Annotated in this window: 24 protein-coding genes and 1 rRNA gene (1 of these 25 only partly in view); 10 read left to right on the top strand and 15 right to left on the bottom strand. The window is 41.1% G+C overall.

What is annotated here, in order from left to right:
• Positions 1–18: 18 nt before the first annotated feature.
• The 4 genes from rpsF to A6755_RS01350 all read right to left on the bottom strand — a co-directional run bounded on the left by rpsF (position 19) and on the right by A6755_RS01350 (position 2,820).
• Positions 19–303, bottom strand: a complete 285-nt coding sequence (gene rpsF, locus A6755_RS01365) for a 30S ribosomal protein S6 (RefSeq protein ID WP_034316153.1) — start codon at positions 301–303, stop codon at positions 19–21.
• 194 nt (positions 304–497) lie between these two features.
• Complete coding sequence (gene ychF / locus A6755_RS01360) at positions 498–1,598, bottom strand: redox-regulated ATPase YchF (RefSeq protein ID WP_034316156.1); 1,101 nt, start codon at positions 1,596–1,598, stop codon at positions 498–500.
• Positions 1,599–1,765: 167 nt separating this feature from the next.
• Positions 1,766–1,963 carry a DUF951 domain-containing protein gene (locus tag A6755_RS01355; protein WP_034316158.1) on the bottom strand — a complete coding sequence of 66 codons (198 nt, stop codon included), beginning with the start codon at positions 1,961–1,963 and terminating at the stop codon, positions 1,766–1,768.
• Positions 1,964–1,983: 20 nt separating this feature from the next.
• The gene (locus A6755_RS01350; protein WP_063589590.1) at positions 1,984–2,820 is read right to left on the bottom strand and encodes a mechanosensitive ion channel family protein; all 837 of its coding nucleotides are present in this window, start codon (positions 2,818–2,820) and stop codon (positions 1,984–1,986) included.
• 371 nt (positions 2,821–3,191) lie between these two features.
• Between A6755_RS01350 and yyaC the strand changes: the two genes are divergently transcribed.
• A complete protein-coding gene (gene yyaC, locus A6755_RS01345) occupies positions 3,192–3,827 on the top strand; it encodes a spore protease YyaC (RefSeq protein WP_063589589.1) in 636 nt (211 codons plus the stop codon).
• Positions 3,828–3,876: 49 nt separating this feature from the next.
• Here yyaC and A6755_RS01340 read toward each other — a convergent pair whose 3' ends face one another.
• From A6755_RS01340 to rpmH, 11 genes are all read right to left on the bottom strand, one after another.
• Positions 3,877–4,578 carry a DUF554 domain-containing protein gene (locus A6755_RS01340; protein WP_057278279.1) on the bottom strand — a complete coding sequence of 234 codons (702 nt, stop codon included), beginning with the start codon at positions 4,576–4,578 and terminating at the stop codon, positions 3,877–3,879.
• A gap of 52 nt (positions 4,579–4,630) precedes the next feature.
• Positions 4,631–5,491, bottom strand: a complete 861-nt coding sequence (locus A6755_RS01335; RefSeq protein ID WP_034316167.1) for a ParB/RepB/Spo0J family partition protein — start codon at positions 5,489–5,491, stop codon at positions 4,631–4,633.
• On the bottom strand, positions 5,484–6,245 hold the full coding sequence (locus tag A6755_RS01330; protein ID WP_034316249.1) for a ParA family protein: 762 nt from the start codon (positions 6,243–6,245) through the stop codon (positions 5,484–5,486). The genes A6755_RS01335 and A6755_RS01330 overlap by 8 nt, the downstream gene beginning before the upstream one ends.
• Positions 6,246–6,505: 260 nt before the next feature.
• On the bottom strand, positions 6,506–7,366 hold the full coding sequence (gene noc, locus A6755_RS01320) for a nucleoid occlusion protein (RefSeq protein WP_034316169.1): 861 nt from the start codon (positions 7,364–7,366) through the stop codon (positions 6,506–6,508).
• 380 nt (positions 7,367–7,746) lie between these two features.
• Positions 7,747–8,463 (bottom strand): 16S rRNA (guanine(527)-N(7))-methyltransferase RsmG, encoded by a 717-nt coding sequence (gene rsmG, locus A6755_RS01315; protein WP_063589587.1) that lies wholly within the window; start codon positions 8,461–8,463, stop codon positions 7,747–7,749.
• Positions 8,464–8,492: 29 nt separating this feature from the next.
• Entirely contained in the window at positions 8,493–10,379 is a 1,887-nt protein-coding gene (gene mnmG / locus A6755_RS01310; protein ID WP_034316172.1) for a tRNA uridine-5-carboxymethylaminomethyl(34) synthesis enzyme MnmG, read from the bottom strand.
• Between the two features lie 21 nt (positions 10,380–10,400).
• Entirely contained in the window at positions 10,401–11,786 is a 1,386-nt protein-coding gene (gene mnmE / locus A6755_RS01305; RefSeq protein WP_054398445.1) for a tRNA uridine-5-carboxymethylaminomethyl(34) synthesis GTPase MnmE, read from the bottom strand.
• A gap of 335 nt (positions 11,787–12,121) precedes the next feature.
• A complete protein-coding gene (gene jag / locus A6755_RS01300) occupies positions 12,122–12,742 on the bottom strand; it encodes an RNA-binding cell elongation regulator Jag/EloR (protein WP_034316177.1) in 621 nt (206 codons plus the stop codon).
• Positions 12,739–13,527: a YidC family membrane integrase SpoIIIJ gene (gene spoIIIJ, locus A6755_RS01295; protein ID WP_034316178.1), complete on the bottom strand. Its 789-nt coding sequence runs from the start codon at positions 13,525–13,527 to the stop codon at positions 12,739–12,741. The genes jag and spoIIIJ overlap by 4 nt, the downstream gene beginning before the upstream one ends.
• 174 nt (positions 13,528–13,701) lie before the next feature.
• Complete coding sequence (gene rnpA / locus A6755_RS01290) at positions 13,702–14,058, bottom strand: ribonuclease P protein component (protein ID WP_034316181.1); 357 nt, start codon at positions 14,056–14,058, stop codon at positions 13,702–13,704.
• 80 nt (positions 14,059–14,138) lie between these two features.
• Positions 14,139–14,273: a 50S ribosomal protein L34 gene (gene rpmH / locus A6755_RS01285; protein WP_034316183.1), complete on the bottom strand. Its 135-nt coding sequence runs from the start codon at positions 14,271–14,273 to the stop codon at positions 14,139–14,141.
• Positions 14,274–15,205: 932 nt separating this feature from the next.
• Here rpmH and dnaA point away from each other — a divergent pair.
• The 9 genes from dnaA to A6755_RS01240 form a co-directional block, all read left to right on the top strand.
• The gene (gene dnaA, locus A6755_RS01280; protein ID WP_034316187.1) at positions 15,206–16,555 is read left to right on the top strand and encodes a chromosomal replication initiator protein DnaA; all 1,350 of its coding nucleotides are present in this window, start codon (positions 15,206–15,208) and stop codon (positions 16,553–16,555) included.
• A 192-nt stretch (positions 16,556–16,747) separates the two neighbouring features.
• Positions 16,748–17,884: a DNA polymerase III subunit beta gene (gene dnaN, locus A6755_RS01275; RefSeq protein WP_063589586.1), complete on the top strand. Its 1,137-nt coding sequence runs from the start codon at positions 16,748–16,750 to the stop codon at positions 17,882–17,884.
• A gap of 219 nt (positions 17,885–18,103) precedes the next feature.
• Positions 18,104–18,316: a S4 domain-containing protein YaaA gene (gene yaaA, locus A6755_RS01270; protein WP_034316192.1), complete on the top strand. Its 213-nt coding sequence runs from the start codon at positions 18,104–18,106 to the stop codon at positions 18,314–18,316.
• Positions 18,317–18,337: 21 nt separating this feature from the next.
• Positions 18,338–19,456: a DNA replication/repair protein RecF gene (recF, locus tag A6755_RS01265; RefSeq protein ID WP_034316194.1), complete on the top strand. Its 1,119-nt coding sequence runs from the start codon at positions 18,338–18,340 to the stop codon at positions 19,454–19,456.
• A gap of 12 nt (positions 19,457–19,468) precedes the next feature.
• Positions 19,469–19,732 carry an extracellular matrix regulator RemB gene (gene remB, locus A6755_RS01260; protein WP_034316197.1) on the top strand — a complete coding sequence of 88 codons (264 nt, stop codon included), beginning with the start codon at positions 19,469–19,471 and terminating at the stop codon, positions 19,730–19,732.
• 75 nt (positions 19,733–19,807) lie between these two features.
• A complete protein-coding gene (gyrB, locus tag A6755_RS01255) occupies positions 19,808–21,733 on the top strand; it encodes a DNA topoisomerase (ATP-hydrolyzing) subunit B (RefSeq protein WP_034316251.1) in 1,926 nt (641 codons plus the stop codon).
• Between the two features lie 95 nt (positions 21,734–21,828).
• Complete coding sequence (gene gyrA, locus A6755_RS01250) at positions 21,829–24,384, top strand: DNA gyrase subunit A (RefSeq protein WP_063589585.1); 2,556 nt, start codon at positions 21,829–21,831, stop codon at positions 24,382–24,384.
• A 91-nt stretch (positions 24,385–24,475) separates the two neighbouring features.
• Positions 24,476–24,943 (top strand): HD-GYP domain-containing protein, encoded by a 468-nt coding sequence (locus A6755_RS01245; protein ID WP_084737282.1) that lies wholly within the window; start codon positions 24,476–24,478, stop codon positions 24,941–24,943.
• A gap of 437 nt (positions 24,944–25,380) precedes the next feature.
• Positions 25,381–26,001: ribosomal RNA gene (locus tag A6755_RS01240) — 16S ribosomal RNA — on the top strand (it continues 930 nt past the right edge of the window).

The raw sequence follows: 26,001 nt of genomic DNA, 5'->3' as shown, positions 1-26,001 counted from the left end.
TTTATATTAATTATCGAATTAAACTTCTTCTCTAGTAGCCATGTGGCGAATAATGTCTTCACTGATTTTAGCTAGACGATCGAATTCTTGAATCGCAGCACTTTCAGCGTTAACTTTAAGAAGCATGTAGTAACCATCACGGAAATCATTGATTTCATATGCTAGACGGCGTTTACCCCATTCTTTTGCTTCTACTTCCGCACCATTATCAGAAAGGATTGTGTTGAAACGTTCAACTAAAGCTTTTTTAGCTTCTTCCTCAATGTTTGGACGGATGATATACATAATTTCGTATTTTCTCATCACTGTCACCTCCTTTTGGTCTAAGCGGCCCAATTGGGCAAGGAGCAATTATTTATAATTACTCACAAGATAAAATTATAGCATAGTTAAAGAGGCTTTGCAACGAACGGTTCGACTTATTACAATTAAATGTAATCTAATGATTTAAGTCTATAAAAAAGACCCTACATATGGAATGGTAGGGTCTTTGATTCTTATACGTTGAAACGGAAATGGATAACATCGCCATCGTTAACGATGTATTCTTTACCTTCCAAACGAACTTTACCCGCTTCTTTTGCGGCACCATGACTGCCCGCTTCAAGTAAATCGGTATAAGAAACCGTTTCGGCACGAATGAAACCGCGTTCGAAGTCTGTGTGAATGACGCCGGCACATTGAGGGGCTTTCATTCCTTTGCGGAATGTCCAAGCCCGCACTTCCTGTACGCCAGCTGTAAAGTATGTTGCCAATCCAAGCAGATTATAAGAAGCACGGATCAGCTGATCTAGACCTGACTCCTCGATGCCAAGTTCAGATAGGAACATTTCCTTTTCTTCACCTTCAAGCTCTGCAATTTCTTCTTCGATTTTGGCACAAATCACGATTACTTCGGCATTTTCCTTAGCGGCATATTCACGAACTTGCTGTACATATTCATTATCGTCAGCATTCGCCACTTCATCTTCGCTCACGTTCGCCACGTAAAGCGTCGGCTTAGCTGTAAGTAAATGCATGCCCTTCACGATTTTTTGCTGTTCTTCGGTAAACTCGACGGAACGTGCAGGCTTTTCATCTTCCAATGCTTCTTTTAAAGCCACAAGGATTTCATGTTCTGCCACAGCGGCTTTATCTTTTTGCTTGGCCATTTTTCCGACACGGTCGATGCGTTTGACAACAGATTCCAAATCGGCAAGGATCAATTCAAGATTGATGACCTCGATATCATCGATTGGATTTACTTTTCCGGAAACATGGGTAATGTTATCATCTGCAAAGCAACGGACGACTTGACAAATTGCATCCACTTGACGGATATGGGAAAGGAATTTATTACCTAAACCTTCTCCTTTACTTGCTCCTTTTACGATCCCGGCGATATCCGTGAATTCAAAAGCTGTCGGAACCGTTTTTTTCGGTTTTACCAATTCAGTCAATTTTTGCAGACGGTGATCTGGCACTTCCACAATTCCTACATTCGGGTCGATCGTACAGAAAGGGTAGTTGGCAGATTCCGCACCTGCCTGAGTTATTGCATTAAATAAAGTGGATTTACCTACGTTAGGCAAACCGACTATACCAGCTGTTAAAGCCATTTATATTTCACTCCTTCAAGATGATTCGTACATATGGGAAAAGAACTGATCTTCTATAAAGACCATCCAATACCTAAACCTTTCCCAATTATAGATTTCGCTTCCTAAAAAGACAAGTAAATCATGAGAAACGCCGGACTACTTTCACTCCTAAAAAAAAAGCATGATCACTCCTCATGCTTTTGCAGAACTTTTTTCATTTTCTTCGCGAATTCACGTCGAGGCAGCATCACGCTATGACCGCATCCTTCACATTTTATCCGGATATCCATTCCGAGCCGTATAATTCTCCACTTATTCACTCCACAGGGATGTGGTTTCTTCATTTCCACTATATCCTTAAGTGCAAATTCCTTTTCCTCCATAATCATGAGCCCCCCAATTCCTATGACTCGCTGCCATTGTACGTAGATTTAATCCCACTTGCATCAAGCGCAGCACTTATATCTTTTCTTAATATCCTACTGATTTCAATGTGATGCATCGGCTTTGTTTCCGCTTTAATCCGAAAGACGATTTCTTCAGGACTGATTTTTTCAATTCCCAAAAATTCAGGCGCTTTGATCAAGGCTTCGTATTTGCCTTCCATACTGTTTAAAAGATCAATCAGCACTTTCTCAGCACGCTCGGTCGATCCATCGTTAGGTATGGTCACATCAACAATTGCCATACTATTTAAAATGGAATAATTCGTAACCTGGATGATGCTGCCGTTGGGTATGAAGTGCAATTCACCTGCACCGCTTTTAATTTTCGTCGTACGAAGCCCGATTTCAAGGACTTCCCCTTCAAAAGTATTGATTTTAATATAATCCCCGACCGAGAACTGATCTTCAAAGATAACGAAAAACCCGGTAATTATATCCTTGACCAAACTTTGTGCGCCAAATCCAATGGCCAGACCGAGAACACCGGCACCAGCGAGTAATGGCATTACATGAAGACCAAGAATCTCCAGAATCATCAACAAGGCAATGAAATTGATGACATAGGTAATGATATTTTCCAGCAATTTAATGAGTGTCGCTTCCCTGCGTTCCGTTACCCGAATGGGACTTCTTAAACGTGCTTTGAAAAATTTATTCAGAATAGTCTTTCCTATTGTAATAATAATACGCGATAACAGCAGAACAAGGAAGATTTTAATAATGCCCTCGCCCATCAGCAGCCATATCTTTTCATCCAATATCTCTTTTGCAACGTTATCATAAATGCGATCCATATTTTCCTCCTGCCTAATGCAAATAACAGCAAAACTATTATATCTTCGACGTATTCCTCTACCCTCCATGCATGGAGGTAACCATGAAATAGAGAGATTTTCTCTATTTTATCAATAAATAATGGTTTCTGTACAAAAAAATTATGGGTATATAGTTAATAGAATTTAGAAATTTTTTCCCGAACATTCAAATGATTATTTACTAGAAAGTATAGATGAAAGCAATTGGTAGAGGATAACGTCGATTCATATCCCCTTCACCTGTTTGCATGTTTTGCAAAAAATTCCCTCACCCATCATGTTAAATACCGTATATTTTCCCCTTTTTATCCGTATACTGTAATACCAAATAAAGTAAAGGAGTTGAGCCGATGAATCTGAATTCTAGTCTATTTAATAATAATAAAAATAGATTGAGTCGCATCCTGCATGAAGATACGGATGCATCCAAACAAATTTCCCAGGAATTAATCAACCTCCTCCCAACAGGAAAGCTTCAACCAATCGTCATCGTCTGCATAGGCACAGACCGTTCCACAGGCGATTCACTCGGACCACTTGTCGGCACTCTGCTTAGTGAAAAGGCTGAAAACAGTTCTTCTTCATTCCATGTTTATGGTACTCTGGATGACCCTATACATGCGATGAATTTACAGGAAAAATTAAATGAAATTAAAAAGCTGCATGCCAATGCCTTTATAGTCGGAATCGATGCTTGCTTGGGGAAAATGAAAAGCGTCGGCATCGTTCAGATCGGCCAGGGACCAGTTAAGCCGGGTGCCGGGGTCAATAAAGACCTTCCTTCCGTCGGAAATGCCCATATTACAGGAATCGTGAATGTAAGTGGATTCATGGAGTTCATGGTCTTGCAGAACACGCGTCTTAATCTTGTGCTAAAAATGGCGAAAACCATTGCCGAGGGGATTTATGAGGCACAAAATCTTTATCCAATAAAACCTTCCATCACTCCTTTCACATGGTCATTCAAGCAAGAAAAAACCCTTTGATCGGTTTTTTCATAAAAAAGAAGGAAGGGGCCAGCCCCTTCCTTCTTTTTTATGCATAATACATGAAAGTAACCAGAATGGCCGTGATCATTATGCCCGGAAGCAGATTCGCCACCCTGATTTTGGTGACACCGATAATATTCAAACCAATCGCCAAAATCATGACTCCGCCAGTTGCCGTCATTTCCAATATGAAGGAATCCATTAATGCAGATGGGATCATCGTATTGATCTGCCTTGAAAAAACCGCCAGGAATCCCTCATAAAGAATGATAGGAAATGCTGAAAAAAGTACCCCTATGCCTAACGTGCTGGCGAGGACAAGTGCTGTGAATCCATCGATTATCGCTTTTGTTATCAAAACGTCATGATCATTCCGGATACCGCTATCCAGGGCACCGATAATGGCCATCGCCCCAATCCCAAATATGAGCGTAGCCGTTACAAACCCCTGGGATATCGAGGTTCCTTCCTTCGCTTTCATCCTGCGTTCAATCCAATTGCCTAAAGAATTAAGCCTGCCCTCAAGATTCATCCATTCACCGAGGACCGCCCCGCCGACAATACTTAAAATGACAACAAGGAAATTATCGCTTTTAAACCCCATCTGCAAACCTAAAACCATCACGGCTAAACCGATACCGCTCATGACCGTTTCTTTAATCTTCTCAGGTATATGTTGTAAAAACCTTCCTAAAATCGAGCCGATTAAAATGCAGGCACCGTTCACCAAAGCCCCTAATAATACCATCTCATCCACCTAATTTTCTGCATATGTCTTCATGATCTTTTCATAAGGGGATCTAAGAGGAAAGGTTCTCTTGATCGATCAAGTTCAAAATTCTCTCTAAATCTTCTTTTGAAAAGAACTCTATTTCTATTTTTCCTTTTTTCTTGCTTTGTTTTATCGTTACGCTCGTTCCCAGTCTTTCACGCAGACTTGTCTCCCTTTGCTTTATGAAGATATCTTTTTTCTCTTGTTTCTTAGGTTTGGTTTCACGTGAAACGGTATCATTCAATTGATGTATATACTGCTCCAGCTGTCTGACATTCATCCCTTCCTTGAGGACTTTATCCGCTACCGGCTTGAGCATCTCTTTTTTCTTTAAACCCAGCAATGCCCGGCCATGTCCCATGGAAATTTCCCCGTCGGAGATATATCTCCTAATTCCTTCAGGCAAAGATAGTAATCTAACATGGTTCGCAATATGGGGTCGGCTTTTTCCCAGCCGGTTGGCCAGCTGCTCCTGGGTGAATTCCAATTTTTCAAGAAGCGTTTGATAAGCGGCAGCCTCTTCGATCGGATTCAAATCTTCCCGTTGCAGGTTTTCCAAAATGGCCAGTTCCATCATCTGCTGTTCACTCAATTCCCTCACAACGACTGGAACTGTCTTTAAATCAGCTTCCTTGGCAGCACGATAACGCCTTTCCCCAGCCACGATTTCATATCCCTTAATACTTTTCCGGGCAATAATCGGCTGTAATATCCCATGCTCCATGATGGATTGCTTCAATTCCTCTATAGCTTCTAGCCGAAAGCTCTTTCGGGGCTGATAAGGATTTGGCCTTAATTCCCTTAATTTGATTTCGCGCACGATTTCATCTTTACTGATCTCCCCACTGTTGAAAAGTGCGTTAAGTCCTTTGCCAAGCCCTTTAGCCATTTGATACCACTTCCTTTGCCAATTCTAGATAGACCTCCGCCCCTCGTGACTTTGGATCATATATAATTATCGGTTCTCCATGGCTCGGTGCTTCACTCAAACGGACATTGCGGGGAATGATGGTTTGGTAGACTTTATCCTGAAAGTATTTTTTGACTTCTTCTATGACCTGGAGACCTAAATTTGTTCTTGCATCCAACATCGTCAATAGCACACCCTCGATTTTCAAATCATGGTTCAAATGCTTTTGGACGAGGCGGACCGTATTCAATAGTTGACTCAAACCCTCCAATGCATAATATTCACATTGTACTGGGATCAAAACAGCATCGGCAGCCGTTAAGGCATTAAGCGTAAGCAAACCCAATGATGGAGGGCAGTCAATCACAATGTAATCATATTGGCTTTGCACCTCTTCTAACGCCCTTTTTAATCGGACTTCCCTTGAGATGGTTGGAACAAGTTCAATCTCTGCACCTGCAAGTTGAATTGTCGCAGGTATAGCATATAGGTTTTCCACCTTTGTTTCCATGATAACGGTACTGGCCTCAACATCATCAACCAATACATCATAAATACATTGTTCCACATCTGCTTTGTCAATACCTGCACCGCTTGTCGCATTTCCCTGCGGGTCAATATCGACCATTAAGACTTTCTGTCCAATGTATGCAAGACAAGCACTTAAACTGACAGAAGTTGTCGTTTTTCCAACACCGCCCTTTTGATTGGCAATGGCGAGAATCTTACCCACGAATTCACCCGCTTTCAACTATCTTCATGACGCTAAATCTATTGATTTTTACCGTGAATCCAATTATTTCTTTCTATTTTATCATGAATGTTACTGGAAGAAATCGTTTTCTGAAATTCCTCTTAAAATTTGAAATACTTCTAAAAGCATTAAAAATCCAGGAAAAGTTGAATGTTTTAAAAGTGGAAAATGCCAGTTTTGAAGAGAAAATAAAAAAAGCTTGGTAATCGGAGACTACCAAGCGGGCTAAGGATGGGGAATCAAGTTTTTTTCTTGGGTATTTTAATCGTGAACTGATAATACTCCTCGAATTCTTCTTCCTCTGCATCCAAATTTATTCCATTGTCTGTAACCATACTGAGTGATTGGCGGATAGTATTCACGGCAATCCTCATGTCTTTACTAAACGCTTTTCGCTTAGGTTTCGGCTTCTGCACAGTACCCGTTAAGAGCTTGACGACCTGCTCTTCGGTCTGCTTGACGTTTAACCCTTTTTCGATGATTTCCAAAAGCAGTTTCAACTGCTTTTCAGGACTCTTTAACGGTATCAACGAGCGGGCATGGCGTTCCGTAATTTGCTTTTGAAGAAGGGCATCCTGAACCTCCTGCGGCAGCTTAAGCAGCCGAAGCTTATTCGCCACGGTGGATTGACCAATTCCCAGTCTTTGTGCCAGGGCTTCTTGGGTTAAACTATGCAGCTCCAATAGTTTTCCGTAAGCCAAAGCTTCTTCAATCGGTGTCAGTTCTTCACGCTGAAGGTTTTCTATCAGCGCAACGGAAGCCGTTTCTGTATCGGTGAAATCTTTGATTATAGCAGGTGCCAATTCCCAGCCAAGCTTTTGCATGGCCCGGAAACGACGCTCACCTGCAATGATTTCATATTTTCCCTGACCATAAGCCCTTACTACAATTGGTTGAATGATCCCATGTGTATGGATCGTTTGAGCCAATTCGGCAATTTTATCGTCATTAAAAACGGTCCTTGGTTGAAATCGATTAGGCACAATGTCGGAAATGGAAATTTTTCTTATTTCTTCATTATTATTGCTAGGTGTCTCCATCTCTAGTTGCTCTTCTTCTTTTTCGCCAAACCCAAAGAACCGCGAAAAAGGATGCTTCATCTTCCTACACCACCTTTTAAAACTCCCAAATAACATATTCTCTATTTAAAGGACAAGTCCTGCATACATTTCCCGACATGGTTATACATATGTCCCTTCACTGTAAAAAACATGTCGACTGGCGCCATCAAGGCAATAATGAGGGTCGACGGCCAGTTTTTATAAATATCGGCCGGCTTTCCCAAAATTATTTCCCTGAATCAGCAAGCTAAGGGCACACGTCTTAACCTGTACCGAAAATGCCTTCTTGTTGGCAAATGCAGTATTAAGTGAAAATAATAAGGTCATACATTTATAGTAAAAGAAAATAAGGGCAAGTACCAGCCATATATATCTGAATCCTCTGCTCTTACTATGAAAACATACTCATCGTACAGAAGTTATTCAATAGGCTGCTTATTCGGTGTCCCTGGTTTTCTTGGGTATTTTTTAGGAGTCTTCTTCACTTTTTTTACAGTAATGATGTTTCTTTCACTATTTTCCTCTGGCAATGTGAAAGGATGAATTTCTTCGATTTCTCCGCCTAATGTAAAAATGGCCTTCTTCCCTGTGTCCATTTCATCTTGTGCACTAGCCGCTTTCATGGCAATGAACGTCCCATCCAGTTTAACAAGCGGCAAACATAGTTCACTTAAAACTGACATCCTCGCTACCGCCCTCGCCATGACAATATCATAGGATTCGCGATGCTCCGGTTTTTGGGCAAAGGTTTCCGCCCGGTCATGATAAAAGGAAACTCCCTTTAATTGCAACGAATCCGCAAGGTGATTCAAAAAAGAAATTCGCTTATTCAAGGAATCCACAATCGAGACGTGGATATCAGGGAAACAAATCTTCAATGGAATACTCGGAAATCCAGCTCCAGCCCCAACATCGCAAATTTGATAGGATTCGTTAAAGTCAAAATAGAAGGCTGCACTGATTGAATCATAAAAATGCTTTAGATAAACTTCTTCTTTATCTGTGATGGCTGTTAAGTTCATCTTTTCGTTCCATTCCACCAATAATCGATAATACGTGTCAAACTGATCAAGCTGTTGAGGAGAAAGCTCGATCCCTTTCTCCAGCAGTGCTTGTTGGAACTGTTCAATATTCATGTTTTTTCAATCCTTTTCGGGTATTTCCGTTACTGAGATACTCTGGCAATCTTACCTTGTTCCAAATAAACAAGCAGAATGGAAACATCAGCGGGATTCACACCGGAAATTCTTGAAGCCTGAGCTACTGATAGCGGGTGGACCTGCTTTAATTTTTGACGTGCCTCCGTTGCAAGACCAGAAATTGCATCATAATCGATATTCTCTGGAATCTTTTTGTTCTCCATTTTTTTCAGGCGATCGACTTGCTGCAAGGATTTTTCGATATATCCTTCATACTTGATCTGGATTTCGACCTGTTCCGTCACTTCTTCACTCAGTTCGACATCACTTGGCGCCAACTTCTGAATATGGGAATAATCCATTTCAGGCCTTTTCAATAAATCGGAGGCACGGATTCCATCCTTTAATTCACTGCCGCCACTTGCAGTAATGACTTCTTGCACCTCTTTGGTCGGTTTGATGAAGTTTGATTTCAATCGTTCCTTTTCCATTTCTACCGCTTCTTTTTTCATAAGGAAACGTTTGTAGCGTTCTTCTTTGATCATTCCGATATTGAATCCAATTTCCGTTAAGCGTAGATCGGCATTATCATGACGCAATAATAAACGATATTCTGCACGTGAAGTCAGCAATCGGTATGGTTCATTCGTGCCTTTCGTTACAAGGTCATCAATGAGAACACCAATATAGGCATCCGAACGGCTTAAAATCAGTTCTTCCTTACCCATTGCATTCAATCCTGCATTAATACCGGCCATCAATCCTTGTCCTGCTGCTTCTTCATAGCCGGATGTCCCGTTAATTTGACCTGCAGTATATAGATTTTTGATTTTCTTCGTTTCAAGTGTAGGCCATAGCTGCGTAGGAACGATGGCATCATATTCAATTGCATATCCAGCACGCATCATTTCCGCTTTTTCAAGTCCCGGAATTGTTTGCAGGATTTTCACTTGCACATCTTCAGGCAGACTGGTGGATAAACCTTGCACATAAACTTCCTTTGTATTGCGACCTTCAGGTTCCAAGAAGATTTGATGCCGTGGTTTATCATTAAAACGAACGACTTTATCTTCTATCGATGGACAATAACGCGGTCCGGTTCCTTTAATCATTCCGGAATACATTGGTGAACGGTGTAGATTCTCATCAATGAGCTGATGTGTACCCTCATTCGTATACGTTAACCAGCATGGTAATTGATCCGTTATGAACTTTGTCGTTTCATAAGAAAAGGCACGAGGCACTTCATCGCCAGGCTGAATTTCCGTTTTGCTATAGTCTATGGAAGAACTATTCACACGTGGAGGCGTTCCTGTTTTAAAACGGACCAAATCAAATCCTAACTGCTCCAAGTGTTCGGAAAGCCTGATGGAAGGCTGCTGATTGTTAGGGCCGCTTGAATATTTCAGTTCCCCTAAAATGATTTCACCGCGTAAATATGTTCCCGTCGTAATTACGACAGTTTTCGCACGGTACACCGCACCTGTTTTAGTGATGACACCCGTACATACGTCGTTTTCAACAATTAATTCCTCTACCATTCCTTGAATCAATGTCAAATTTTCTTGGTCTTCTATCGTCTTTTTCATTTCTTGCTGATAGAGAAATTTATCTGCCTGCGCCCGCAGCGCACGAACGGCCGGACCTTTTGCCGTATTGAGCATCCTCATTTGAATATGGGTCTTGTCGATATTTCTTCCCATTTCACCGCCTAAAGCGTCAATTTCCCTAACGACTATCCCTTTTGCCGGCCCGCCGACGGAGGGATTGCATGGCATAAAGGCGACCATATCCAAGTTAATGGTGATCATCAACGTTTTAGCTCCTACTCTTGCAGCTGCAAGGCCCGCCTCACTGCCAGCATGACCGGCACCAATAACAATGACATCATAGCTACCTGCTTCGTATTGCATATCCTTTTCCTCCTTTTACGCTTATTTTCCTAAACAAAATTGAGAGAACAATTGGTTGATCAAATTATCCTGAACGCTTTCGCCAATGATTTCTCCAAGTAACTCCCATGCTTTCGTGAAATCGATTTGAACCAAATCAACCGGCGTACCCATTTCAATAGCATCAATTGCATCTTCGATAGCCTGTAATGCCTGTCCCAGCAAAGCTATATGCCTTGCATTGGACACATAGGTCAGGTCTCCCGTTTCTAAAGAACCTTCGAAAAATAAAGAAGCGATCGCTTCTTCCAATTCATCGACCCCTCGATCTTCCAGTAATGAAGTCGTAACAACTTTATGGGATGCCGCCATTTCCTTAACTTTTGCCATATCGATTTTTTGTGGAAGGTCTGTTTTATTGATGATAACGATAACATCCATTCCCTCAACCGCTTGGAATAGTTTCTCATCTTCAGTAGTGAAATCATCGGAATAGTTCAATACAAGCAATATTAAATCCGCTTCTTTTAATACTGCACGAGACCGTTCAACTCCAATTCGTTCAACGATATCCTCCGTTTCGCGAATTCCTGCTGTATCAACAAGTTTAAGCGGTACACCGCGAACATTGACATACTCTTCAATAACATCACGTGTTGTACCTGGAATATCAGTGACGATCGCTTTGTTTTCATGAACTAAGCTGTTAAGCAATGAAGATTTTCCGACATTAGGACGACCTATGATAACGGTCGCAAGTCCATCCCGAAGTATTTTCCCCTGTTGGGCGGTGTGAAGCAGTTTCTCTATTTCATTCTTCACATAACTGCCTTTTTCCAAAAATAAACGATGCGTCATTTCTTCGACATCATCATATTCCGGATAATCTATATTTACCTCGACTTGAGCGAGGGTCTGTAAAATTTCCTGACGCAGATTTTGGATTAATTTCGAAAGCCGTCCTTCCATTTGACCTAATGCAACATTCATGGCTTTATCCGTTTTAGCACGGATTAAGTCCATAACGGCCTCAGCTTGGGAAAGATCAATCCTGCCATTCAAAAAAGCCCGTTTCGTAAATTCACCAGGTTCCGCTAAACGAGCACCTTGTGAGAGAATAAGCTGCAGTACCCTATTGACCGAAACGATTCCACCGTGACAATTTATTTCAACTACATCTTCCCTTGTAAATGTCTTTGGACCCATCATGACCGAAACCATGACTTCCTCTATGATTTCACCTGTTTTAGGCTGGATAAGGTGGCCATAATGAATCGTATGTGATTTCACTTCAAGCAATCCTTTTCCACCTGGTCCTTTAAAGATCCTATCGGCTATTTCTATGGCCTCATCACCGCTGATTCTAACGATGGCGATTGCCCCTTCCCCTAAGGGAGTAGAGATAGCGGTGATTGTATCGAATTCCATGCTTTCACCTCTTATATATTGATGGTTCTATTTTTTTTGATAATAAAATCGTCGAATCCCTAAATTACTACAATACCACAGTATATTCATGAAAAAAAGTAGATACTCCTTCCTTCCAAGAGTTATCCACACGCCGTTAATCCATATTCTGTAACAACCATTTTAACTTATCCACATGTGAATAACAAATATCGCCCGCTTCATTTTCTTCCATCCCCTTTAAGGATCAAGAAAATATAAAAAGTTTGTCACTTATTGTTGAATGGAAAATTCGCAAAAAAGATATTCGACATTCAGGGCCTAAAAAAAAGAACCCCTGCTTAAAGGCAGAAGGTTCATTTAAGTGGAGTGATGACCAAGTGACGATATGGCTCCGTCCCACTTGAGGTTGTTTTTATTTTTGGATAATCCAGGAGAGCATTATGGATGACCTTACGTTCATAGGATGGCATCGGCTCCAGTGAAACAGCTTTACCTGTTTTCGTGGCTTTATTTGCCATTCTTTCAGCCAATTGGATTAAGGTGTCATTGCGGCGGCTTCGATAATCTTCTGCATCTACGGTAATATTCAAAAACTGCTTCGAATATCGATTTGCTACCAGCTGTGCTAAATACTGAAGTGAATTTAGTGTTTGACCCCTTTTTCCAATCAATAATGCAATTTTATCACCTGATAAATGGAATGTTACGTTCTTACCTTTACGGGTGACATTTATTTGTGCATTGACTCCCATTTCGACGCAGACATTCTTCAAAAATCCAAGTGTCTCTTCAATGGGATCCGGAGGCAATGTCACATGGACGATTGCCTTCCTTGCACCAAATAAACCAAAAAACCCTTTTTTTCCTTCATCTTCTACTTCAATCTCCACGCGATCCTTAGTGCTGTTCAGTTGAGCTAAAGCTAAATTTACTGCTTCTTCGACAGATTGTCCTGTAGCAGTCACCTTTTTCACTTTTTCTTTGCCCCTCCCGCGTTTTCCGCAGCTGCTTTTCTAAGATCCGGACCTTTGATGAAATATGTTTGAACGATACCAAAAATGTTACCAACTACCCAGTAAAGAGAAAGAGCAGCGGGGAAATTAATAGCAAATACAACAATCATGATTGGCATGATGTAAAGCATCATCGTCATTTGTGCCGCCATTTGTGGATTCGAGTTCATTCCAGCCATGGACATCTTTTGCTGGATGAAAGTGGTGATACCAGCAACGACCGGTAAAATATAATAAGGATCCGGGGAACCTAAATCAAACCAAAGAAAACTATGTAAAGCAATTTCTTCCGTACGGCTGATTGCATGGTAAAATCCGATCAAAATCGGCATTTGCACCAATATCGGCAAACATCCCGCCAATGGATTCACATTATATTTTGAAAATAGAGCCATTGTTTCTTGCTGTAGTTTTTGTTGTGTGGCAGCATCTTTTGAGCTGTATTTAGCTTGAAGTTCTTTCATTTCAGGCTGAATGGCCTGCATGGCTTTCGAGCTTTTCACCTGTTTGATCATTAATGGAAGTATTGCTAAGCGAATGATTAGTGTAACACCGATGATTCCCAAACCATAGTTCTCGCCCAATGCTTCAGAAAGCCAGATGATCAGGGCTGATAATGGATAGACAATGTATGAATTCCAAAAACCTTCACTATCCGCAGTAATAGGTTCTTTAATTTCCGTACACCCTGCCAACAGCATCATTATCGAGGCTAGTCCAATAATGAGTAATATTCGTTTTTTCAACCGTAATTTCCTCCTAACTGCAATCAATCTTTTTTGAAACAATTGTGAACTGTTTATTAGAAGATTTCAAGGAAAAGTAATCCACTTTTTCCACAGTTACAATCGGAATTTTCTATGTCATCTTACTCAAGTAACCATATGATACGAGGAGTCTTATTCGATATTAAGGGGACTTTATTGTTTTTTCATTTTAAAGTTTAGTGATTTAGAACGTTTCAGGACATGTATCAAGCTGCTTTTCACCTGGGAAAAGTCCATCTCCGCCGCTGGTTTTCGAGCAATCACAATATAATCCTTACCCTCTTCTATATCTTCTTTCAATTCCAAAAACGCTTGCCGTATGTATCTTTTAATTTGGTTCCTCATAACGGCGTTCCCGATTTTTTTACTGACAGAAAGGCCGATCCTAAAATGATCCTGACCCGGCTTTTCAAGGACATAGACAACGAATTGCCGATTAGCAGAAGATTCACCTTTTTTAAACACAAGCTGAAATTCATCCTCTTTCTTAATCCTTAACTTTTTTTTCATTTTTACACCTTCATTACATGAATTGAGTCTCAGTAAATCCCTTATTTTGCGAAAAAAGACCACTGAGACTTTTCAGTGGTCTATGCAGATAATACTTTTCTGCCCTTACGGCGACGTGCAGCGATTACTCTACGTCCGTTTTTCGTGCTCATACGTGCACGGAAACCGTGAACTTTACTATGTTTGCGGTTATTCGGTTGATAAGTTCTTTTCATTATATGACACCTCCCTGAGGAATAACAGTTAAAGACAGTCTTTACAATTATATAGATGGAGGTTTCTACTTGTCAACCTCATCCATAAAAAATTTCTTTTTTTAATGCTCAATGTCCAGTAGGCCTTTTTTTACTACCTAGCCTATTGTAAATGATTTTGCTCCGAACTGATATAGAAATTTTTGGGGAAAGGGAAATTTCCATCATTTTATCCATGGGCACGAATATGAGATTCGCAAGTAATCCTCCCTTACGACACACCATTCGACAAATTATAAGAACGAACCTGAATCCCTTTCGATCTTTCCCCATGCAGGTCTTCCGGCTTGAACACCTGGTTCATATCAAATTAATTCGAGCCTATAATCATGGTCTGTGGATAAAATTCGACATGTTTTTTTCTATCCACATCCCATTTTAGAGACTTTTGCACATAACAATGGCCTGTGGAAAAGTTTTTCCCACAAGCCCGGTAAGTTGTGGATAAAGTTTTCTAACCCATTGCAAGACGCCTGAATTTCTGATATTATATTTGTGTTTTCACTCTGAATAACTTTATCAACAGGTAATGTTTATCCACAGACTGTGAATAACTTGTGGATAGTTTATCCGACCTGTGTATATTAATCTGTCCACAGATGGTGGATATTGTCGAAAACCCTTTTTTCTTCTTTATTATATATTTCTTAAAATACCTGTTGATGAATAAACATTCAAATCTGCACTGGCTCACCAGATGTAGTCTGTACAAAGGTTGTACAGCGCAAGATATAGTTTTGGGCACTTCACATTACACAACACAAAAATTCCTTAATACAGCTCACCGAACCTTTGCTGTCAAAATTAATATGAAGACGGCAATCGATGAGTTTATTTGTGCCTATACATTTAGATACAATGATTAAAATTTTTTTTGCAAAGGAGGGATAAGTTTGGATAACATCGATAGCCTCTGGAACCAGGCGCTCGGAAAAATCGAAAAGAAAATCAGTAAACCAAGCTTTGAAACTTGGCTTAAATCAACCAAGGCTTATTTACTGCAAGGTGATACATTAACAGTCACCGCTCCCAATGAATTTGCCAGGGATTGGCTTGAAGAACGCTATTCCCATCTTATTTCCGATGTATTGTTTGAACTTACCGGTGAGGAATTGGAAGCAAAATTCATCATTCCCCCCAATCAAGAAGATGATGATTTTGCCGTTCCTGTTCAGCCTAAAAAGATAAAAAAACAGGATAAAGAGCATGCTGCATTTCCACAGCATATGCTTAATGCGAAAAATACATTCGATACATTTGTCATCGGCTCCGGCAATCGTTTTGCCCATGCCGCGTCTCTCGCTGTCGCAGAAGCTCCGGCCAAAGCCTATAATCCCTTATTCATATACGGGGGCGTCGGCCTTGGAAAAACTCATTTAATGCATGCAATCGGGCATTATGTTCTAGAGCATAATCCGAATGCGAAGGTCGTTTATTTATCGTCTGAAAAGTTCACGAATGAATTCATCAACTCGATCCGGGACAATAAAGCTGGGGAATTCCGTGATAGATACCGAAGCGTGGATGTTTTATTAATTGATGATATTCAATTTCTTGCGGGAAAAGAACAAACTCAAGAAGAGTTTTTCCATACATTCAATGCGCTGCATGAAGAAAGCAAACAGATCGTCATCTCGAGTGACCGCCCGCCAAAAGAGATACCTACACTAGAGGATCGCCTCCGTTCAAGGTTTGAGTGGGGCTTGATTACGGATATCACGCCACCTGATCTGGAAACGCGGATTGCCATATTGCGTAAAAAGGCAAAAGCTGAGGGTCTTGATATCCCGAACGAAGTCATGCTCTATATAGCCAACCAAATCGATTCCAATATTCGTGAGCTTGAGGGTGCACTTATTCGTGTCGTCGCTTATTCTTCATTGATCAATAAAGATATAAATGCCGATTTGGCAGCTGAAGCATTAAAAGATATCATTCCTAGCTCAAAACCTAAAATAATCACCATCTTGGAAATCCAGAAGACGGTCGGTGAACATTATAGTGTCAAACTTGAGGATTTCAAGGCGAAAAAACGGACTAAATCCGTGGCCTTTCCAAGACAGATTGCCATGTATCTTTCCAGGGAATTGACGGACTCATCCCTGCCCAAGATAGGTGATGAATTTGGAGGCCGCGATCATACGACCGTCATCCATGCGCATGAAAAAATCTCCAAACTCATGCAAACGGACACCCAGCTTCAACGTCAGGTTAAGGAAATCCAGGACCAGCTGAGGGTATAATGGATTCTGGATAATGTGAATAACTGGCGACTACTTACACACAGTCTGTCCACATGTGGATAGACTGTTTTTCCTTAGGTTGAGTGGACTTATCCACATATCAACAGGGCCTACTACTATTACTACTATCTTTTTTAATAAAAATTATTAATAAATATGCCTATTCGGCAATAAAAAATTGGAGGATGAAACATGAGATTTATAATCCAAAGAGATCGATTAGTTCATAGTGTCCAAGAAGTAATGAAAGCTGTCACATCAAGAACGACGATTCCAATCCTAACAGGGATAAAGATAAGCGTTACTAGTGAGGGAGTCACTCTAACAGGTAGTGATTCTGATATTTCCATCCAATCATTCATTCCCGCTGAAGTTGAGGGAGATGAGATAGTTGAAGTTAAAAGCAGCGGCGGTATAGTCCTGAATGCCCGTTTTTTCAGTGAAATTGTCAAAAAGCTGCCGATGGATACTGTAGAAATTGAAGTGGAGAATAACTTTCAAACGATTATTCGCTCGGGAAAAGCTGAATTTAATCTAAATGGACTGGATCCTGAGGAATATCCTCATCTTCCGATCATTGCAGAAGAAAATATTTTCAAACTTCCAACGGACCTTTTAAAGACCCTTATCCGCCAAACTGGCTTTGCAGTGTCCACGTCAGAAACACGCCCCATCTTAACAGGTGTAAACTTGAAGGTTCAAGATGACGAATTGACCTGTATTGCAACAGATAGTCATAGGCTTGCAATGAGAACAGCCAAAATAGAAAATAAAATTAACGGGACCTATAGCGTTGTCATCCCAGGTAAAAGTCTGAATGAGTTAAGTAAAATCCTTGATGATACAAACGAACTCATTGAAATCGTCATTACCGAAAACCAAGTACTTTTCAAAGCTGAAAATTTATTATTCTTCTCAAGACTTCTTGAAGGGAATTATCCCGATACATCACGCTTGATTCCATCAGATAGCAAAACCGATGTGACTGTTCACACCAAGGATTTCCTTCAAGCGATCGACAGGGCTTCTTTATTGGCGAGAGAAGGAAGAAATAATGTCGTTAAATTGACAACCCTGGAAGGCCGTATAATCGAAGTCTCTTCCAATACTCCTGAAATTGGTAAAGTAATTGAGGAAGTTCAGGCAGAAGCCATTGAAGGTGAAGACCTGAAGATCTCATTCAGTGCCAAATTCGTAATGGATGCTCTAAAGGCATTGGAAGGTTCCGATATAAAAATTAATTTCACAGGTGCAATGCGTCCGTTTGTCATTCGTCCGCTAAATGACGATTCCATGCTGCAATTAATTCTCCCGGTAAGGACTTATTAAGCTAAAATAATATTTCAAAAAAATTAAAGGCTTGTATAGCAGGTCTTTAATTTTTTTATATGTAAACATAGGTTTCCAAAGGGTCTTTGCCGTTTTTTCAATTCTGTACGAGACTCTCAATCGCTAAAAACAAGAACTGAAAAAGCTATACTTTGTCTTAATGGGATTAATTTAGTAAAATGAAATATTAAAGACTACTTAGAAATGAGTGAAGCATGAATGGACTCCATAAAAATCAATACTGAATATATTACGCTTGGACAATTCCTGAAATTGGCCGATTTGATCCAAAGCGGCGGAATGGCGAAATGGTTCTTAAGTGAATACGAGGTTTACATTAATGGCGAATTAGACGTGAGAAGAGGCAGGAAATTAAGATCAGGTGATAAAATAGAGATTCCTGGATTTGGCACCTACACAATTACAAGCTAAAACATAAGGGAAGAGCGGAATATGTATATTGAAAATATAAGTTTGAAAAATTACCGCAACTATACCGAATTGAATCTGGCTTTTGAGAATAAAGTCAATGTTATCCTCGGCGAAAATGCTCAAGGAAAAACAAATGTCATGGAATCCATTTTCGTTTTAGCAATGGCAAAATCCCATCGGACCTCAAATGATAAAGAACTTATTCGCTGGGATGAAGAGTATGCTAAAATAGAGGGAAGAGTTAGAAAGAGAAATACCTCAATACCACTTGAGCTGACCATTTCAAAAAAAGGGAAAAAGGCGAAGTGCAACCATATTGAACAAAGAAAGTTGAGTCAATATGTCGGAAATATGAATGTGGTCATGTTTGCGCCTGAGGATCTTAACCTTGTAAAGGGAAGTCCTCTAGTCAGACGCCGTTTTATAGATATGGAAATTGGCCAGGTTTCTCCCGTATACCTTCATGATATGAGCCAATATCATAAAATACTTCAACAAAGAAATCATTACTTAAAGCTTCTGCAGACCCGGAAACAAACGGATACGACGATGCTTGACGTGCTGACCGATCAATTTATTCAGTATGCAGCGAAAATTGTCGAAAGAAGGTACGAGTTTCTTTTAAAGCTCCAGCAATGGGCAGAACCTATTCATTCGGGGATCTCCAGAAATCTAGAAGTATTGAAAATCCAATATAAACCGTCGCTTGATGTATCAGAATCTATGGATTTGACGAAAATGATAGAAGTATACACAGAAAAATTTGATAAAATAAAAACAAGGGAAATTGAACGGGGTGTTACACTGGTAGGTCCTCATCGTGACGACCTGGTTTTTTTTGTGAATGACCGTGATGTCCAGACATATGGTTCACAAGGACAACAGCGTACGACTGCCTTGTCTTTGAAACTTGCCGAAATTGAGCTGATCCATGAAGAAATCGGCGAGTATCCCATTTTATTATTGGATGATGTGTTATCGGAACTCGACGATTTCCGCCAATCCCATTTACTGAATACGATACAGGGGAAAGTGCAAACATTTGTGACGACACCCTCCGTTGATGGAATCGATCATCAAACCCTACGAGAAGCGTCCACCTTTTATGTTAGTCAAGGAAGTATAAAAAAGGTTAAATGATGAGGTGAATGTATGTATCTCCACATTGGTGAAGACATTCTTGTGAAAACGGACGATGTCATAGCCATTTTAGATAAGAAGCTGCTTCAGGCCTCTCCAATCATGAGTGAATTTTTGGAGAAAAAGTCCGATGTAACTTCCCATTTAGCAAAAAACTCGGTTAAATCGATTGTAGTGACGGACAAACAGGTTTATTATTCACCGCTCGCGTCGTCCACCTTGAAAAAGCGTTCACTGCAGCCATCGCTCTTAATCGATGATATAGATATTCTTTGAATTGTAGCTAAAAGTTATAATTACTCCTGAAAATTGATAAATGCCAAAAGAAAAGTGTAGGTGATACGTATGACAATGGAACAAAAAGAAGTACAAGCTCAGGCATACGATGAGAATCAGATACAGGTTTTAGAAGGCTTAGAAGCAGTTCGTAAACGTCCGGGGATGTATATCGGCACTACCTCTGCAAAAGGACTTCACCATCTTGTTTGGGAAATTGTCGATAATAGTATTGATGAGGCACTGGCTGGTTTCTGTACGGAAATCAAAGTGACGATCGAAGAAGATAATAGCATAACCGTAGTCGATAATGGTCGGGGAATTCCAGTGGGGATCCATGAAAAAATGGGACGTCCGGCTGTAGAAGTAATCATGACGGTCCTTCATGCGGGTGGTAAATTTGGCGGCGGAGGTTATAAGGTCTCCGGCGGTCTGCATGGTGTGGGGGCATCAGTAGTTAATGCCTTATCCACGGTATTGGAAGTTTACGTTCATCGTGAAGGTAAAATCCATTATCAGCAATTTAACCGCGGTATCCCAAAAGAAGATTTGAAAATCATCGGGGAAACCGATCATACCGGAACGACTGTACACTTCATTCCTGATGGTGAAATCTTCACGGATACCTTGGAATATGACTTTGATACATTAGCCACGCGAATCCGTGAGCTTGCATTCCTGAATAAAGGGTTGAAGCTGATCATTGAAGATAAACGTGAAGAAGAAGAAAAAATCAGGGAGTTCCACTATGAGGGCGGTATCAAATCTTATGTTGAGCATTTGAACCGTTCTAAAGAGGTATTGCATGAGGAACCGATTTTCATGGAAGGCGAGAAAGATGGAATTTCCGTTGAATTGGCCCTGCAATATAATGACAGCTATATCAGCAATGTCTTTTCTTTTGCCAATAATATTCATACCTATGAAGGCGGTACGCATGAATCGGGATTCAAGACTGCTTTGACCCGTGTCATCAATGATTATGCACGGAAAAATGGTCTTTTAAAAGAAGCGGATGCCAATTTCTCAGGTGAAGATGTCCGGGAAGGTTTAACGGCAATCATTTCGATTAAGCATCCTGATCCGCAATTTGAAGGTCAGACGAAAACCAAACTCGGAAACTCTGAGGTAAGGACGGTTACTGATTCCATTCTTTCGGAACGACTTGATGCCTTCTTATACGAAAATCCTGCCGTGGCCCGAAAAATAGTAGATAAAGGGCAAATGGCAGCGAGAGCCCGTTTGGCAGCGAAGAAAGCACGTGAATTGACCCGGAGGAAAAGTGCTTTGGAAGTATCGAATCTACCAGGTAAATTGGCAGATTGTTCTTCTAAGGACCCGAGTATCAGCGAATTATACATCGTTGAAGGAAACTCTGCGGGAGGCTCGGCAAAACAAGGGCGGGACCGCCACTTCCAAGCCATATTGCCGCTAAGGGGTAAAATCCTGAATGTTGAAAAAGCGCGATTGGACAGAATCCTGCACAATGAAGAAATAGGTACGATCATCACAGCACTTGGAACGGGCATTGGTGATGAATTCAATACTGAAAAAGCCAGATACCATAAAATTGTTATCATGACCGATGCGGATGTGGATGGTGCCCATATCAGAACACTGATGTTGACATTCTTCTACCGGTATATGCGAAAAATCATCGAGTATGGATATATATATATTGCTCAGCCGCCACTTTTCAAGATTCAGCAAGGGAAAAAAGTGGATTATGCTTATAATGACCGCGAGCTTGAAGAAATCATGGCAAGTTTGCCAAGTACTCCAAAGCCTAACCTGCAGCGTTATAAAGGGCTGGGGGAAATGAATCCGGAGCAATTGTGGGAAACGACCATGAACCCAGAAACGAGAACGCTGCTTCAAGTCAGTTTGAAAGATGCCGCCGAGGCAGATGAAACTTTCGAGATGCTGATGGGCGACAAGGTGGAACCGCGACGTAACTTCATTGAAGAAAATGCAATTTATGTAAAAAATCTTGATATCTGATTTTTGACAGGATGCTTTTTACATCCTGTTCTTTACATAGTGCACGAACAGTTAAACTTAAATGAGATATAAGCTTTTAATAGGAGGTTGGCTCCATGTCAGAAAATGAAAGATCAGGTGTTAAAGAAATAAATATAAGTACCGAGATGCGGACATCGTTTTTGGATTATGCGATGAGCGTTATCGTGTCGCGGGCTTTGCCTGATGTAAGGGACGGCTTGAAACCGGTACACCGAAGAATTCTTTATGCAATGAACGATCTTGGAATGACTTCGGATAAACCATTTAAGAAATCAGCCCGTATTGTCGGGGAAGTTATCGGTAAATATCACCCGCATGGTGATTCGGCAGTATATGAAACGATGGTAAGGATGGCGCAACCTTTTAACTATCGCTATATGCTTGTAGATGGCCATGGGAATTTCGGTTCGGTCGATGGTGACCAAGCTGCCGCAATGAGGTACACCGAAGCGAGAATGTCGAAAATCTCGATGGAGTTACTCCGGGACTTAAATAAAGATACGGTCAATTTCCAGGATAACTACGATGGTTCAGAAAGAGAACCAGCCGTCATGCCTGCCCGTTTCCCGAACTTGTTGGTGAATGGTTCATCAGGAATAGCGGTAGGTATGGCAACCAATATTCCGCCCCATCAATTAGGTGAGGTAATTGACGGCGTATTGGCTTTAAGCAAGAATCCTGAGATTACAATTCCAGAGTTGATGGAATATATTCCTGGTCCGGACTTTCCGACAGCTGGTTTGATTTTAGGGAGAAGCGGAATCAGAAAGGCGTATGAAACCGGTAAAGGGTCAATCATTCAACGGGCGAAAGTCGAGATTGAAGAGAAACCGAATGGTAAACAGGTAATCCTTGTTAAGGAAATCCCTTATCAAGTGAATAAAGCAAGATTGATTGAAAAAATTGCAGAACTTGCCCGAGATAAGAAAATCGAAGGCATCACCGACTTACGGGATGAATCGGATCGCAATGGTATGCGTATTGTCATGGAGCTTCGAAAGGATGTTAATGCGAATGTCCTTTTAAACAACCTGTATAAGCACACCGCGATGCAGACCACCTTTGGAATCAATCTGCTTGCTTTGGTGGACGGTCAGCCAAAGGTGCTGAATTTAAAACAATGCCTGCGCTACTACTTGGAGCATCAGCAGGTAGTCATACGTCGCAGGACTGAATTTGAACTGCGGAAAGCGGAGGCCCGTGCCCATATTTTAGAAGGTTTGCGTATTGCACTTGATAATTTGGATGCAGTCATCTCGTTGATCCGCAGTTCCCAAACGACAGATATTGCCCGTGAAGGCTTAATGACACAATTCTCACTTTCCGAAAAACAGGCGCAAGCTATCCTGGATATGCGTTTACAGCGCTTGACAGGTCTGGAACGTGAAAAAATTGAAGATGAATATCAGGCATTAATGGCTATAATTGCAGAATATAAAGCGATTCTTGCCGATGAGGAAAAGGTTCTTGAAATTATCCGTGAAGAGCTTCTTGAAATTAAAGAACGTTTTGATGATAAACGGAGAACTGAAATCACATTAGCCGGCTTTGAAAGCCTGGAAGATGAAGATTTAATCCCAGAGGAAAATATAATCGTTACACTTACGCATAACGGTTATATTAAACGCTTGCCTGCAACCACATACCGCAGTCAAAAACGCGGGGGGCGCGGAATACAGGGTATGGGAACGAATACAGATGACTTTGTCGGTCACTTGTTAACCACTTCGACTCATGACACTCTATTATTCTTCACCAACAAAGGTAAAGTCTATCGTTCAAAAGGATATGAAATACCTGAATATGGCAGGACGGCAAAAGGATTGCCTCTTATCAACTTGTTGGAAGTCGATAAAGGCGAGTGGGTCAATGCAATCATACCTGTGAAGGAATTTGCGGACGATTGGTATTTATTCTTCACGACCAGACATGGGATATCAAAGCGTACACCTTTATCGTCTTTTGCAAATATCCGTAATAACGGTTTAATTGCCCTAGGTTTACGTGAAGATGATGAATTGATCTCTGTCCGACTTACGAATGGAGAGAAACAGATCATAATTGGAACGAAGTCCGGTATGATGATTCGTTTCCCAGAGACGGATGTACGGACAATGGGACGTACTGCAGCAGGAGTAAAAGGAATTTCCTTAGGGACAAATGATGAAGTTGTCGGAATGGAAATTCTTGAAGATGATGAAGAAGTCCTGATCGTTACGAAAAACGGTTATGGAAAAAGGACCTCTGCGGAAGAATACCGTATTCAAAGCCGTGGAGGCAAAGGAATAAAAACATGTAATGTCACTGAGAAAAATGGTGAACTTATAGCCGTGAAAACAGTTACGGGTGAAGATGAAGATTTGATGCTGATTACAGCAGCTGGTGTATTGATCCGAATGGAAGTCGAAGGCATTTCTAAAACGGGCCGTAATACACAGGGTGTTAAGCTCATCCGACTCGAATCTGCAGATAATGAATATGTTTCTACGGTGGCCATCGTAGGAAGGGAAGAAGAAGAAGAAGAAAAAGACATGGAAATAGAGGCGGTAACAACTCTAGATCCGGATTCTGATCCTGAACCTACGGTAAATGAAGAAAATGAAGAAACTGAAAAAGATACGGAAGAATAATCTTTTACTAAAAAAGGGGTTCGGAATTTTAATTCCGAGCCCCTTTTGAAATTCCCTTTGATTTTTTTTGAAATAATGTATTGCATTTAAAATGAAGTGCAATAGGGCTGATGTCCATCAAGCTGCAATTGGAGGATGTCTGGCAGATTGCGGGATGGCAAAGCTGCCACCAAATTTATTAAATAAAAGGGAAAGCCTGACGGCAGATGATTATAAGGAGATACATGTCCATCCCTTCTTCAGCTCCAAGGTGATCAAGGATAGTTCCATCATTAAGGATAGTGTGAAGGTAGCCGTTCTAGAGCAACATGGAAGGTTAGATGGAACGGGTTATCCCATAAGATTGAAAACAAAGCCCATGAACTCATTTTCAAAAATCATTGCTGTTGCAGATGTACTTCACGCCATGACTTCCGAAAGGGCATATAGAAAGAAACAGTCACCGTTTAAGGTATTGGAAATGGTCTTCCATGATGACTTTGGTAAATTTGATATTGCGGTAGTTAAAAGCTTGTTATCAGCTTCGCTAATTATTCCATGGGAAGCCGGGTCAAACTGAACAATGGATTCATCGCTGAAAACATTTTTATTGATGCCGGCTCGCAAACATGACCCGTCATGAAGGTGATGGATAGTGGGATCGTGAATTATATATAAAAGAAATACATAATGTTTAAAGAAAAAATTCACTCTTGAAATCTAAGCTTATTCTTCTTGATCAGGGGTAAAGTCATAGTATTTGAAATCTATGAATAGATGAATATTATTTATTTTAAAATAACTATTGCTTTTATTCCTGATACTAGATATAATAACTAAGTCGACAGCGAAAGAATAAAGTCGTTGACAAGGAATAATATAGATGATATATTATTAAAGTCGCTTACGAAGTAACGACGATAAATCGCTCTTTGAAAACTGAACAGAACAAAGCGCCAACGTTAAATTTTAAGTGAGCACACACTATCAAAAAAGCGAATGAGCAAGTCAAACATTTCTTCGGAGAGTTTGATCCTGGCTCAGGACGAACGCTGGCGGCGTGCCTAATACATGCAAGTCGAGCGAATCGACGGGAGCTTGCTCCCTGAGATTAGCGGCGGACGGGTGAGTAACACGTGGGCAACCTGCCTATAAGACTGGGATAACTTCGGGAAACCGGAGCTAATACCGGATACGTTCTTTTCTCGCATGAGAGAAGATGGAAAGACGGTTTACGCTGTCACTTATAGATGGGCCCGCGGCGCATTAGCTAGTTGGTGAGGTAATGGCTCACCAAGGCGACGATGCGTAGCCGACCTGAGAGGGTGATCGGCCACACTGGGACTGAGACACGGCCCAGACTCCTACGGGAGGCAGCAGTAGGGAATCTTCCGCAATGGACGAAAGTCTGACGGAGCAACGCCGCGTGAACGAAGAAGGCCTTCGGGTCGTAAAGTTCTGTTGTTAGGGAAGAACAAGTACCAGAGTAACTGCTGGTACCTTGACGGTACCTAACCAGAAAGCCACGGCTAACTACGTGCCAGCAGCCGCGGTAATACGTAGGTGGCAAGCGTTGTCCGGAATTATTGGGCGTAAAGCGCGCGCAGGTGGTTCCTTAAGTCTGATGTGAAAGCCCAC

It is taken from the genome of Peribacillus frigoritolerans (genome assembly GCF_001636405.1).
Taxonomy (GTDB): domain Bacteria; phylum Bacillota; class Bacilli; order Bacillales; family DSM-1321; genus Peribacillus; species Peribacillus frigoritolerans.
The sequence above is the reverse complement of the archived record's forward strand: the minus strand, read 5'-3'. Positions and strand labels throughout refer to the sequence as shown.